At 52.9% G+C, this 12,700-nt stretch carries 13 protein-coding genes; 8 read left to right on the plus strand and 5 right to left on the minus strand.

Features of this window, described 5'->3' with window-relative positions; genetic code table 11:
• Both BBW69_RS06790 and BBW69_RS06795 read left to right on the plus strand, forming a co-directional pair.
• Positions 1–597, plus strand: a complete 597-nt coding sequence (locus tag BBW69_RS06790) for a hypothetical protein (RefSeq protein WP_188210829.1) — start codon at positions 1–3, stop codon at positions 595–597.
• A 9-nt stretch (positions 598–606) separates the two neighbouring features.
• Complete coding sequence (locus BBW69_RS06795; protein ID WP_188210830.1) at positions 607–801, plus strand: hypothetical protein; 195 nt, start codon at positions 607–609, stop codon at positions 799–801.
• Positions 802–1,128: 327 nt separating this feature from the next.
• Here BBW69_RS06795 and BBW69_RS06800 read toward each other — a convergent pair whose 3' ends face one another.
• Positions 1,129–1,530 carry a hypothetical protein gene (locus BBW69_RS06800; protein ID WP_188210857.1) on the minus strand — a complete coding sequence of 134 codons (402 nt, stop codon included), beginning with the start codon at positions 1,528–1,530 and terminating at the stop codon, positions 1,129–1,131.
• Positions 1,531–1,643: 113 nt separating this feature from the next.
• Here BBW69_RS06800 and BBW69_RS09995 point away from each other — a divergent pair, with 113 nt between their 5' ends.
• Positions 1,644–2,003: a hypothetical protein gene (locus tag BBW69_RS09995; protein ID WP_223169967.1), complete on the plus strand. Its 360-nt coding sequence runs from the start codon at positions 1,644–1,646 to the stop codon at positions 2,001–2,003.
• Positions 2,004–2,114: 111 nt separating this feature from the next.
• On the plus strand, positions 2,115–3,059 hold the full coding sequence (gene tehA, locus BBW69_RS06810) for a dicarboxylate transporter/tellurite-resistance protein TehA (protein WP_188210831.1): 945 nt from the start codon (positions 2,115–2,117) through the stop codon (positions 3,057–3,059).
• Between the two features lie 72 nt (positions 3,060–3,131).
• On the opposite strand, the gene BBW69_RS06815 is transcribed toward tehA, so the two are convergent.
• Positions 3,132–3,815: a 2,3-diphosphoglycerate-dependent phosphoglycerate mutase gene (locus tag BBW69_RS06815; RefSeq protein ID WP_107960749.1), complete on the minus strand. Its 684-nt coding sequence runs from the start codon at positions 3,813–3,815 to the stop codon at positions 3,132–3,134.
• 148 nt (positions 3,816–3,963) lie between these two features.
• Here BBW69_RS06815 and parC point away from each other — a divergent pair, with 148 nt between their 5' ends.
• From parC to BBW69_RS06835, 4 genes are all read left to right on the plus strand, one after another.
• Complete coding sequence (gene parC / locus BBW69_RS06820) at positions 3,964–6,267, plus strand: DNA topoisomerase IV subunit A (RefSeq protein ID WP_188210832.1); 2,304 nt, start codon at positions 3,964–3,966, stop codon at positions 6,265–6,267.
• Positions 6,268–6,286: 19 nt separating this feature from the next.
• A complete protein-coding gene (locus BBW69_RS06825; protein ID WP_188210833.1) occupies positions 6,287–7,879 on the plus strand; it encodes an ATP-binding protein in 1,593 nt (530 codons plus the stop codon).
• Positions 7,872–9,371, plus strand: a complete 1,500-nt coding sequence (locus BBW69_RS06830) for a sigma-54 dependent transcriptional regulator (RefSeq protein ID WP_188210834.1) — start codon at positions 7,872–7,874, stop codon at positions 9,369–9,371. Before BBW69_RS06825 ends, BBW69_RS06830 begins: the two co-directional genes overlap by 8 nt.
• 98 nt (positions 9,372–9,469) lie before the next feature.
• Entirely contained in the window at positions 9,470–10,222 is a 753-nt protein-coding gene (locus BBW69_RS06835; RefSeq protein ID WP_188210835.1) for a class I SAM-dependent methyltransferase, read from the plus strand.
• A gap of 74 nt (positions 10,223–10,296) precedes the next feature.
• On the opposite strand, the gene BBW69_RS06840 is transcribed toward BBW69_RS06835, so the two are convergent.
• The 3 genes from BBW69_RS06840 to BBW69_RS06850 all read right to left on the minus strand — a co-directional run bounded on the left by BBW69_RS06840 (position 10,297) and on the right by BBW69_RS06850 (position 12,684).
• Entirely contained in the window at positions 10,297–10,503 is a 207-nt protein-coding gene (locus BBW69_RS06840) for a DUF2788 domain-containing protein (RefSeq protein ID WP_002212781.1), read from the minus strand.
• Between the two features lie 95 nt (positions 10,504–10,598).
• Entirely contained in the window at positions 10,599–11,768 is a 1,170-nt protein-coding gene (gene metZ / locus BBW69_RS06845) for an O-succinylhomoserine sulfhydrylase (protein ID WP_188210836.1), read from the minus strand.
• A 145-nt stretch (positions 11,769–11,913) separates the two neighbouring features.
• Entirely contained in the window at positions 11,914–12,684 is a 771-nt protein-coding gene (locus tag BBW69_RS06850; RefSeq protein ID WP_188210837.1) for a hypothetical protein, read from the minus strand.
• Positions 12,685–12,700 lie beyond the last annotated feature (16 nt).

The following is a 12,700-nucleotide window of genomic DNA, read 5'->3' on the forward strand; positions in this document are numbered from 1 at the left end:
ATGACAGAACAAGTTGAGAATCAAGATACATCAGCTAATGAATCCGACAAAAAATCCGACTTAGAGGATTGGGAACGTAAACATGATTGCGTTATTACTGCATTAAGTCAAGAATATTACAATCAAATTGAAACTATACGGCAAGCAGATGAGAAGACTAATAAGTATTTAGTTGTCGTATCTATTTTTATTGCTGGTTTCTTTACAATATTAGCAAGCTCCCTTATGGATAGCTTAATATTCCAAACCAATCCGCTTACATTAAAAAGTTTTTTATCAATTATTTTATTGTTTTTATTAGTAGCTACAGGGATTTATAGCATCAAAACCATAAAATTCCTTTCGGATAGCTTGGATTTTGTTCCTACATGGAAATTACCTAATTTAGAGCAAGATTTAGACCGATTAAACGCGTGCAACAGTGCCGCATTTAAACATTATTTGATTCAGTGTTATCAGGAGGCAATCAATAAAACGAAAGAATCTATAGATACGAAACAAAATAAAATTCGTATTGCTGCTAAAAAAGTACATATGTCAATTATCTTGATGGCTTGCACTACAGCTTTACTATTTTCAATTAAGTATTTAAATTAAGGAACAATCGTGGCAGAAAAAAAGTCCACTCAGCCAACAGCTCAAAGTTCATTTGGGAAAAAATCCTCCCAGTCTAGTCAGCCTACTGTACAAAAGGATGAACGTCCTAACTTACAATATGCATTTGAGTCTTATAAACCAAAAACAAGAATGGCTTTTGATAGCGTTGAAGGTGAAGCTATAAACAATCAAAATAAGAAATAATTAAGTCTCAGTTAGTTATAAGTTTTCTTTTGAAATAATATAACCACGCACCTGATTAGCAAGCCATAGCCTGCATTCACACCAACCGCGTGCGTGGCTACGCCACACACCCTACCTGCGGGCGACGCAAACCTTAAGATTAAGGTGTAGGATGTGTGCGGTACGCACGCACGCGGTTTTTGTTGCTACCGAATGATTCCAAACCATGCCGTAATCCAGTCAGCAGCAAACGCAGCTTAGGTCATGTACCAACAAAACTCAATATCAAAGGCCGTCTGAATTTCAGACTGCCTTTCTGTTTTCATTTCAAGCTAATATTTAAGCTTTTTATTCAATCATCTGACAATCAATCTTTCTCAACTGTAAAAACAGTTCTTCCTGTTTCAAAGCATTACCGTCTGCATCGGTCAATGCTGCTTCTGCTGCAGAAAACTTGATAACGGCGAGCAAGCTGTAGCCTGCATCCATGCCAGCTGCGTGCGTGGCTACACCACACACCCTACTACTGCGGGCGACGCAAACCTTAAGATTGAGGTGTAGAGTGTGTGCGGTACGCACGCACGCGGTTTTTATTGTTACCGAATGATTCCAAACCATGTCGTAATCCGGTCGGCAGCAAACGCAGCTTGGTTCATAGTCCAACGAAATCCTCATATCACCTGTAATATCAAAGGTCGTCTGAAAAATAATTTTCAGACGGCCTCTCTCTATCGAAAGCAGCCTGCACATTCAAAAATCGAAGTGCAGGCTGCTTTTTGTGATGATTGGAAAAAACGCACACTATTTTTATACTGTATATTGTGTAGGCACAATGCAAAACAACATTACCCAAAGGAATCCCCATGTTTAAGACGCTCAAAAGCATTTGGCAGGGACTCACGCAAAAAGGCAAAATCTTCCCGTACCAACTGGCATTCACGCTGCTGATTCCTTTGAGTAACTGGGCGCTTTCGCCGCAACAAATCGCACAACGGCTGCACTTTGTGCCGCACCCCCGAATTTGCTGCGGGGCGGGTTATTTCAGTTGCGTAGTGTGGGCTTCAGCCCACCGTTTTCCTTCATTTTCGATTATTAATTGGTGGGCTGAAGCCCACCCTTCGGTTAATACGGTTACTGATTCGTTTCCCCTGCATCCGAATCACGCTGCACCGCAAAAAACGCGCGCCCGATGCGGCAACCGCTTCCGACATCGGGCGCAATGAGACAAAACGGCAATATGCCGATACGGATACGTCATTCTCTGCCTGCCTGTTTTTTATATCATACTCAATTTTATCTGTAAGTTACGACGGCATGCCGTCTGAAGGGTGTTTATGTCTGCATCTAAGAAATTTCCGATTCCTTTGAGTTATTTCAGCATTGCGCTGGGCTTGTTTGCCTTGGGGCTGTCGTGGCGTTACGGCGCGTCTGTCGGGCTGCTGCCCGCCTTGGCCGCCGAATCGCTGCTTGCGGCGGCTTCGGTCGTCTGGCTTTTGCTGGTAGCGGCATACTTGATCAAAATATTTGCGTACCGAAACGATTTTTTGTCTGATTTGCGGGACTTGGTGCAATGCTGCTTCATCAGCGCGATTCCGATTACCGCTATGCTGGAGGGACTCACGCTGAAGCCCTATCAGGCAGGCGCGGCGGCAGTCCTAATTTATGCCGGCGTTGCCGGACAGTTGGCGTTTTCGATGTATCGGGCGGCAGGTCTGTGGCGCGGCCTGCATTCCTTGGAGGCGACGACGCCGATTATTTACCTGCCTACGGTGGCGACAAATTTTGTCAGTGCGTCATCTCTGGCGGCGTTGGGACATCATGATTATGCGGCTTTGTTTTTCGGCGCGGGTATGTTTTCCTGGCTGAGCTTGGAAGCCTCCATCTTGGGCAGGCTGCGCACGGCGGCACCGGTCGGCACGGCGGCGCGCGGCGTGGTCGGCATCCAGCTTGCGCCCGCCTTTGTCGGCTGCGGCGCGTATTTTGCCGTCGGCGGTAAAATCGACGGTTTTTCGTTGGCATTAATCGGCTACGGCTGCCTGCAGCTTTTGTTCTTGCTGCGCCTGACCCGCTGGTTTTGGGAAGGCGGTTTTACGATGAGCTTTTGGGGATTTTCATTCGGTTTCGCGGCAATGGCGGGATGCGGCCTGCATCTGGCGGCTTCCGGCGTATTGTCGGGCTTGGGGCTGACGCTTGCCGCTGCCGGATCGGCAGGCGTGGCGCTGCTGCTTGCCGGTACGCTGCACCGGATAGCGACGGGGCGTTTCTTGGTACGCGGCTGATGCGTTTTGCCGCCTTGTCAAAAATGCCGTCTGAAACGCTGGGCTTCAGACGGCATTTTTTATTTCAAACCCTTACAGGTAGAATTTTTCGATGACTTTCAAGTTGTCGTCTAATTTGTACACCAGCGGCTGACCGGTCGGGATTTCCAAGCCCATGATGTCTTCGTCGGAAATGCCCTCGATGTGTTTTGCCAGCGCGCGCAGGGAGTTGCCGTGCGCCGCTACCAAAACGCGTTTGCCGCTCAAAATCGCGGGGGCGATTTGGTCTTCCCAAAACGGCAATACGCGCTCCAGCGTTACTTTCAGGTTTTCGCCGTCGGGGATAACATCGGCAGGCAGATGGGCATAGCGGCGGTCTTTGTGTGCGGAAAACTCATCGTCTTTGTCCAAAAGCGGCGGCAGGGTGTCGTAGCTGCGCCGCCAGATGCGGACTTGCTCGTCGCCGTATTTTTCGGCGGTTTGTTTTTTGTCCAGACCTTGCAGTTGGCCGTAGTGGCGTTCGTTCAGCCGCCATGTTTTGATTTGCGGTACGAACAGTTGGTCGGATTCTTCCAAAACGATGTTGCAGGTTTTAATCGCGCGGGTCAGGACGGATGTGAAGGCGATGTCGAACTCATAGCCGTTTTCTTTCAGTTTTTTACCGGCAGCGGCAGCCTCGGCAAGCCCCTGCTCGCTCAGCTTCACGTCGCGCCAGCCTGTAAACAGGTTTTTCGCGTTCCATTCGCTTTGTCCGTGGCGGATAAATACCAATTCCATATCGTCTCCAATGTGTGAAAGTGGGAAAGCCTTATTTATAACATATTTTCACATTTCCCGTATTTGATTCAGATTTAGACACGGTACCCACTATGGTTTGCCGTTTTGATTTACAATAATGTCCTTTGCTTTACATTCCGCATACACAATGAATACGCAACCGCACGCTTCCCATACCGATTCCAATACGCTGATGCTCGGTCAATACGCCGAACGCGCCTATCTCGAATACGCCATGAGCGTGGTCAAAGGCCGTGCGTTACCTGAAGTTTCAGACGGTCAGAAGCCCGTGCAGCGGCGCATTTTGTTTGCCATGCGCGATATGGGTTTGACGGCGGGCGCGAAGCCGGTGAAGTCGGCGCGCGTGGTCGGCGAGATTTTGGGTAAATACCATCCGCACGGCGACAGTTCCGCCTATGAAGCGATGGTGCGGATGGCTCAGGATTTTACCTTGCGCTACCCCTTAATCGACGGCATCGGCAACTTCGGTTCGCGCGACGGCGACGGGGCGGCGGCGATGCGTTACACCGAAGCGCGGCTGACGCCGATTGCGGAATTGCTGTTGTCCGAAATCAATCAGGGGACGGTGGATTTCGTGCCGAACTACGACGGCGCGTTTGACGAACCGCTGTACCTGCCCGCCCGCCTGCCTATGGTGTTGCTCAACGGCGCATCAGGCATCGCGGTGGGCATGGCGACCGAAATTCCGTCGCACAATTTGAACGAAGTCACGCAAGCGGCGATTGCGCTGTTGAAGAAGCCGACGCTGGAAACCGTCGACCTGATGCAATATATTCCCGCGCCCGATTTTGCCGGCGGCGGTCAAATCATCACGCCGGAGGACGAATTGCGCCGGATTTACGAAACCGGCAAAGGCAGCGTTCGCGTGCGTGCGCGTTACGAAATCGAGAAGCTGGCGCGCGGGCAATGGCGCGTGATTGTGACCGAGCTGCCGCCGAACGCCAATTCCGCCAAAATCCTTGCCGAAATCGAAGAACAGACCAACCCGAAACCGAAGGCAGGCAAAAAGCAGCTCAACCAAGACCAGCTCAACACCAAAAAGCTGATGCTGGATTTAATCGACCGCGTGCGCGACGAATCCGACGGCGAACATCCCGTGCGTCTGGTGTTCGAGCCGAAATCCAGCCGCATCGATACCGATACCTTCATCAACACGCTGATGGCGCAGACTTCGCTGGAAGGCAATGTGTCCGTGAACTTGGTGATGATGGGGCTGGACAACCGCCCTGCGCAGAAAAACCTGAAAACGATTTTGCAGGAATGGTTGGATTTCCGCGTCGTAACCGTAACACGTCGTCTGAAATTCCGTTTGAACCAAGTGGAAAAACGGCTGCACATCCTTGAAGGTCGTCTGAAAGTCTTTCTGCACATTGACGAAGTGATTAAAGTCATCCGCGAATCAGACGACCCGAAAGCCGATTTGATGGCGGCGTTCGGGCTGACCGAAATCCAAGCCGAAGATATTTTGGAAATCCGCCTGCGTCAGTTGGCGCGTTTGGAAGGTTTCAAACTCGAAAAAGAATTGAACGAATTGAGTGAGGAACAGGGTCGTCTGAATATCCTTTTGGGCGATGAAAACGAAAAACGCAAGCTGATTATCAAAGAGATGCAGACGGACATGAAACAGTTCGGCGACGCGCGCCGCACGCTGGTGGAAGAAGCCGGACGCGCCGTGCTGACGCAGACCACCGCCGACGAACCCATCACGCTGATTCTGTCGGAAAAAGGGTGGATACGCAGCCGGGCCGGACACAACCTTGATTTGAGCCAAACCGCATTCAAAGAAGGCGACCGCCTCAAACAAACCCTCGAAGGCCGTACTGTTTTACCCGTCGTCATCCTAGATTCATTGGGCAGAACCTACACGCTCGATGCCGCCGAAATCCCCGGCGGACGCGGCGACGGCGTGCCGGTTTCATCGTTAATCGAGCTGCAAAACGGCGCGAAACCCGTCGCCATGCTCACCGGACAACCCGAACAGCACTACCTGCTCTCAGGCAGCGGCGGCTACGGCTTCATCGCCAAGTTGGCCGATATGGTTGGGCGCGTGAAAGCGGGCAAAGTGGTGATGACCGTGGACAGCGGCGAAACCATCCTGCCTCCGGTTGCCGTCTATGCCTCCTCGCTCATCAATCCTGACTGCAAAATCATTGCCGCCACCAATCAAAACCGCGCCATCGCCTTCCCCATCGGCGAATTGAAAATCATGCCGAAAGGCAAAGGACTGCAAATCATCGGATTAAACACCGGCGAATCGATGACGCATACCGGCGTTTCCTCCGAAACGGAAATCCTGATTGAAAGCGAAGGCAAACGCGGCGCGGTACACAAAGACCGGATCTCCGTCTCCCTGCTTGAGGCAAAACGCGGCAAAAAAGGCAAACTATTACCCATATCGGGCAGCCTGAAACAGCTTTCTTCCCCGAAATAAACCCGATTCCGCACATATTATGGTGATTTACAATACCCGCGAACTTGAGAAACTCAAAGACCGGATCCCCAATCTGATCAACATCGCCCGCATCGCCATTGTCCTCCCTCTGCTGATTATGCATATCTTCGGGTTGGAGGTCGGCGGACATGAAAACCTGCACACCACATGGACGACATGGGCATTTTACTTGTGGCTCGCCATTGCCTGCTGGATGATTTTCTTTTCTATCCTCAATCCGCACTGGCAATGGCAGGCTTTGAGGATACCGAGTTTCAGCGCCGTAGCCGACATTACCTTAATCGGCATACTGACCTACCTGTTCGGCGGCATCGATTCAGGTTTCGGCATCCTGATTCTGCCCTTCGTGGTCAGCTCCTGCCTGCTCAGTTACGGGCATTATCCCCTGCTCTATGCCAGCTACGCATCCATCCTACTGATATTGAATGCCCTTGCAGACAGCAATATCAATATGTATCCGCTGATTCTGGATGCAAAAACCATCGCCCACACCTCTATCCTCGTAGCAGGCTCCTATTTCGTCGCCATGATTGCCTCGCTGTCGGTCAGATACATCGACCGTGCCGGCAAACTTGCCCATGAAAACCACGTTGCCTACCGCCGCCTCAAGGGCTTGAACCAAATCGTGCTCAACCGCGTTCAGGAAGCGGTCGTCGTCATCAACGTCGAGCATCAGACCATACTGTTCAATAAAAAGGCAAAAGATCTGCTCCCCATGCTTGAAATCGGACAGCATATCTCCCTGTTCGACCCTGTCGCCGTCTTATGGGATAAAACATCCTCACGCACCTTCGAACGCCATATCGACACGCCCGAACTGACCGCCCGCGTCCGCGCCATACCGATGAACAAAGAGCAAAACAACCTGCTCGTCCTCTATATCCGCCCCCAAAACGAAATCCAGTCGGAAGCCCTGTCCGTCAAACTTGCCGCACTCGGACAACTGACCGCCAACCTCGCCCACGAAATCCGCAACCCCATGTCCGCCATCCGCCATGCGAACGACCTGTTGCGCGAAAATGCAGAGGAAGAAGAAACCGACCCGTTCAAGGTCAAACTTTGCGAAATCATCGACGGCAACGTCCGCCGTATCGACAAAATGCTCGAAGACATCTCCTCGCTCAACAAAAGCAACAAAACCGAGCGCGAAGCCATCGACCTGATGCAGTTTTGGATAGGCTTCAAACAGGAATTCCTGCTCAACAATCCCGATGCCGTCGGCTGCATCCGCCTGGATATGCAGGGCAATCACCTGACCGCCTATTTCGATTCCGCCCACCTGAGGCAAATCATGTGGAACCTGTGCAACAACGCATGGCGGCACAGCAGCAAACGTAGCGGCTCGATTACCGTCGTTGTCCGGCCGGCGCAAAAAAACACCATCAGCATCCTGTTTGCCGACGACGGCGGCGGTGTTCCGCCCGAAGTGCGGGAACACTTGTTCGAACCCTTTTACACCACGGCGAAAAACGGAACCGGACTGGGGCTGTATGTCGCCCGTGAACTGGCACATGCCAACTTCGGTGATTTGACCTACCTGCCGGAAGCCAAATGTTTCGAACTCACATTACCGGAAGAAAGCCATGACTGAACTGCAACATCCCGTCCTCGTCGTCGATGACGAAACCGATATTCTCGACCTGATGGAAATGACCCTGATGAAAATGGGGTTGCGCGTCCATACCGCGTCAGGCGTTACCGAAGCCAAAAACAAGCTCGACAACCAACGCTATTCGCTCGTCCTGACCGATATGCGTATGCCGGACGGCTCCGGGCTCGAAGTCGTCCAACACATCAACAGCCGCCTACTCGATACGCCGGTTGCCGTCATCACCGCCTTTGGCAATGCCGATCAGGCACAGGAAGCCCTGCGTTGCGGCGCGTTCGACTACATCCAAAAGCCGATTACCCTCGCGCAGCTCCGCTCCCTCGTCAAATCTGCCGTTTCCGTTTCCGAACACCAAAACAAAATTCCCGAACCGCCCGTTCCGTCGGAACCGCCCTCTCCATACCCCATGCCGTCTGAACGCCCCGAAACGGCACCTTCGGTACCGGTCGGCGTCCCTTATGCAGAACCCGATATGCCCCGCCTGCTCGGCAGCTCTCCGCAGATGGTTGAAGTCCGCCACCTCATCCGCCGCCTTGCGCCCAGCGGCGTACCCGTCTATATTTCCGGCGAGTCCGGTACAGGTAAGGAACAGGCGGCACGCACCATACACGAACTGTCCGACCGCGCGGGCAAACCCTTCGTCGCCGTCAACTGCGGTGCAATTCCCGAAAACCTCATGGAAAGCGAATTTTTCGGCTACCGCAAAGGCAGCTTTACCGGTGCCGACAAAGACCATGCCGGTTTCTTCCGCCATGCCGACGGCGGTACGCTCTTCCTTGACGAAGTGGCCGACCTGCCCCTTTCCATGCAGGTCAAACTCTTGCGCGCAATTCAAGAAAAAGCCGTGCGCCGTATCGGCGACGCGACCGAGCAGCCCGTCGATGTCCGCATCGTCTGTGCCACCCACAAAAACCTCGAAGCCCTTGTCGAAAGCGGCGCATTCCGCCAAGACCTGTATTACCGCCTCAATGTCGTCAGCCTCAATATGCCGTCCCTGCGTGAAATGCGCGAAGATTTGAAGCTGCTCATCCCCTACCTCCTGTACAAACACAGCCACAACAACCTGCCTTACACACTCTCCCCCGCCGCGCAACAGATGCTCCTGAATTACAGTTATCCGGGCAATTTCCGCGAACTCGAAAACATCCTCGAACGCGCCGTCGCCCTGTGCGTCGGACATACCGTGCAAATCGACGACCTGCAAATCCAAGATGTGCGCCACAAACCCATCCGGACGGAAACCGCCGTCCCCGTTGCCGATACCTTGCCGTCTGAAACAGCCGCCGCACCGTCCCGCCTTCTCCCGTTCGACCCCGATACCATGCAGATACAGGACTATCTCGACAAAATCGAACGCGACATCATCGAACAAGTCCTCAAACAAACCGAAGGCAACCGCACGCAGGCCGCCAAACGCTTGGGCATCAGCTTCCGTTCCATGCGCTACCGTATGGAACGCCTCAACATCGGCTGACGGAAAAACAACAGCCCGCCAATCCGGACAAAACGCTGCATGAAGCGACATACGGCAAAGCGGGTACCGCCCCTTGCTTCCGAACAAACAAAACTGCCATGACCGACATCCTTATTGATAACACCGCCACCGAAACCGTCCGCGCCCTGATACGGGCATTCCCCCTCATGCCCGTTTCCCAACCGCCCGAACAAGGCAGTTACCTCCTTGCCGAACACGATACCGTCAGCCTCAGGCTTGTCGGGGAAAAAAGCAGCGTCATCGTCGACTTTGCCTCGGGAGCCGCACAATATCGGCGCACAAAAGGCGGAGGCGAACTCATCGCCAAAGCCGTCAACCATACCGTCAAACCCACCGTATGGGATGCAACCGCAGGATTGGGGCGCGACAGCTTCGTCCTCGCCTCGCTCGGACTGACCGTTACCGCCTTCGAGCAACATCCCGCCGTCGCCTGCCTGCTTTCAGACGGCATCCGCCGCGCCCTCCTCAATCCCGAAACGCAAGACACCGCCGCGCGCATCAACCTCCATTTCGGCAACGCCGCCGAACAAATGTCCGCACTTGTTCAAACACAAGGCAAACCCGACATCGTCTATCTCGACCCCATGTATCCCGAACGCCGCAAAAGTGCCGCCGTTAAAAAAGAAATGGCCTACTTCCACCGGCTCGTCGGCGAGGCGCAAGATGAGGCCGTCCTCCTCCATACCGCCCGACAGACTGCAAAAAAACGCGTCGTCGTCAAACGCCCCCGCCTCGGCGGATTGCTTGCAGGGCAAACCCCCGCCTACCAATACACAGGCAAAAGCACCCGCTTCGACGTTTACCTGCCCTACGAACCGGACAACGGATAACACCCCTTCAAGCCCTGATAAAAAATGCCGTCTGAAACCCTGCGTTTCAGACGGCATTTTGACAGACAGCAAACCTATTTAGGCAATACCAAAAACTTAATCAATAACTCTTTGAACACAAAACCGAACACGCCTAAGCCCAAGACCAAAAACAAAATGGCGATGCCGAATTTGCCCGCTTTAGACTCCTTGCCCAAATTCCAAACGATAAAACCTAAAAAAATAATCAAGCCGGTCAGGCAGATTTTCAACGCCCAATCGGCAAAAACCGCTTCATCCATATTTTTTCCTATTGTTGATGTGTATGCCATAGTGAGATAACGGTTTCAGACGGCATTTGCCGTGTTTCCCTGCCAATGCCGTCTGAAACACGCAATCAGCGTGCGAGTGCCTGTTTCAAATCATCGACGAGGTCGTCAACATATTCCAAACCGACCGACAGGCGCACCAATCCGGGGCGGATACCAGCGGCGAGTTTTTCTTCGGGCTGCATCCTGCCATGCGTGGTTGTCCACGGGTGGGTAATGGTCGAGCGCACATCGCCAAGGTTGGCGGTGCGGGAAAAGAGTTCCACACCGTCCACAACTTTCCACGCCGCTTCTTGATCAGCAACTTCAAAGCCGATGACGATACCGCCGCCGTTTTGCTGTTTGCGGATAAGCGCCGCCTGCGGATGATCGGGCAATCCGGTGTAGTACACGGCTTGAACCTGCGGCTGCGCTTGCAGCCATTGTGCGATTTTCAGGGCGTTGTCGAACTGTTTTTCCATACGCAGCGACAGGGTTTCTACGCCGCTCAACAACTGCCACGCGTTAAACGGCGACATTGCCAGCCCGCAAGAGTTGCAATACATGGCGACCTGCGCCATCAGCTCTTCCGAACCCGCCAACACGCCGCCCATCACGCGTCCGTGTCCGTCTATGGCTTTGGTCGCGGAGGAAACGGAAATATCCGCACCGTGTTTCAAAGGCTGCGATCCGACTGGCGACAGCAGGCTGTTGTCCACCACCAAGAGCGCGCCGATGCCGTGCGCCAATTCCGCCAAGGCTTCCAAGTCGGCCACTTCGCCCAAGGGGTTGGACGGCGTTTCCAAAAACAACAGTTTGGTGTTGGCTTTGACGGCGGCTTTCCATTCGTTTATATCAGTCGGCGACACATGGCTCACTTCGATGCCGAATTTAGTAACGATGTTATTGATAAAGCCGACGGTCGTGCCGAACAGGCTGCGGCTGGAAATCACATGGTCGCCCGCCTGCAGGAAGGTGAAAAACGCTGCCTGAATCGCGGACATGCCGGTCGAAGTGGCGACCGCGCGTTCCGCACCTTCCAAAGCGGCAATGCGTTTTTCAAAGGCCGCGATGGTCGGATTGGCAGTACGGGTATAAGTGAACCCTTTGATTTTTTTTGAAAACAAATCGGCAGCGTGTTGGGCGTTGTCCCACATGAAGCTGCTGGTCAGAAACAAGGCCTGATTGTGTTCGCGGTATTCGGTTTGTTCTTTGCCGCCGCGTATGGCGAGCGTCTGCGGGTGGAGTTTTTTGCTCATCGGTAATTCCTCGGTTTTGTCCGTTCGGCAACGGGGCGTGCACCCGTTGTTTAATTTATTAATATTTTGCGCCTGTTCCATGAGGCTTTCAAGTCGGATGAGAATGCAAATGCCGTCTGAACACGGCTTTCAGACGGCATGACAGTCAGCGTTTGTATTTTAATTCGTACTTGATGTCGTTGAGGATTTTGCGGATATCGTGTTCCAACACGTCTTCGACTACCGCACCCGCCTGCTCGTGCAGCATTTGCTGGAGCTGATAAGTAAAGAGCGCCATCTGCTTCTGCACCGCCGTACGGATAATGCCGTTGACGGTATCAGTCAGATGTGGGCGCAGGCGTTTAATCAGCCGCTCGGTCAGCTCCTGTTCGGACAGGCAGAACACTTCGCGCCGGTTGACGGCTTTCGGATTCAGAATATTAAGACAAACGGGCATCAACGTTTCTTCCTCATCGTTTTCCCCGTTTTCCGAAACCGCCTGCTCATTCATGCCGGACTCTGACTCGTCGGCGTTTTCCTCACCCTCAATCTGTGCGGTTTCAAATTCGACACTGTCTTTTTTTGCATTGAACCAGATTTTCCGCTGCGATTCGATGTGTTTTTCCGAAACCGACATTTGCAGGGAAGCCTGTGCATTGAGCCAGTTTTCCTGAAGAATGACCATCGGGTCGGTTTCAACTTCTTCTCCGCAATCGGCAACGGCGCTGTTGTGTTCTTCCTGCCATTTCTTCAGATACGCCTTTAACACACGGTCTCGGTTTGCATCGTCCAATTTAGGTATGGGCTCTTCCTTTCCGGCTTCAGAAGGTTTGGTCAGCGGTGCATAGGCAGGCGCAGTATTCATACGGCGCGTCTGACGCAGGTTTTCCAGGCGTTTTTCCCAATTCGGCTCTTTATCCTGATTGTTTGTATCCATTTTTTCGGCTTCCGGT

Origin of the sequence: Neisseria sp. RH3002v2f, from assembly GCF_014596375.1 — a bacterium.
GTDB lineage: Bacteria > Pseudomonadota > Gammaproteobacteria > Burkholderiales > Neisseriaceae > Neisseria > Neisseria cinerea.

Coding starts and splice junctions, on each gene's coding strand:
- BBW69_RS06835 (WP_188210835.1), top strand. CDS start 9,470: ATGACCGACATCCTTATTGATAACACCGCCACCGAAACCGTCCGCGCC.
- BBW69_RS06790 (WP_188210829.1), top strand. CDS start 1: ATGACAGAACAAGTTGAGAATCAAGATACATCAGCTAATGAATCCGAC.
- BBW69_RS09995 (WP_223169967.1), top strand. CDS start 1,644: ATGTTTAAGACGCTCAAAAGCATTTGGCAGGGACTCACGCAAAAAGGC.
- BBW69_RS06850 (WP_188210837.1), bottom strand. CDS start 12,684: ATGGATACAAACAATCAGGATAAAGAGCCGAATTGGGAAAAACGCCTG.
- BBW69_RS06800 (WP_188210857.1), bottom strand. CDS start 1,530: ATGTGCAGGCTGCTTTCGATAGAGAGAGGCCGTCTGAAAATTATTTTT.
- BBW69_RS06840 (WP_002212781.1), bottom strand. CDS start 10,503: ATGGATGAAGCGGTTTTTGCCGATTGGGCGTTGAAAATCTGCCTGACC.
- BBW69_RS06825 (WP_188210833.1), top strand. CDS start 6,287: ATGGTGATTTACAATACCCGCGAACTTGAGAAACTCAAAGACCGGATC.
- BBW69_RS06815 (WP_107960749.1), bottom strand. CDS start 3,815: ATGGAATTGGTATTTATCCGCCACGGACAAAGCGAATGGAACGCGAAA.
- tehA (WP_188210831.1), top strand. CDS start 2,115: ATGTCTGCATCTAAGAAATTTCCGATTCCTTTGAGTTATTTCAGCATT.
- metZ (WP_188210836.1), bottom strand. CDS start 11,768: ATGAGCAAAAAACTCCACCCGCAGACGCTCGCCATACGCGGCGGCAAA.
- parC (WP_188210832.1), top strand. CDS start 3,964: ATGAATACGCAACCGCACGCTTCCCATACCGATTCCAATACGCTGATG.
- BBW69_RS06830 (WP_188210834.1), top strand. CDS start 7,872: ATGACTGAACTGCAACATCCCGTCCTCGTCGTCGATGACGAAACCGAT.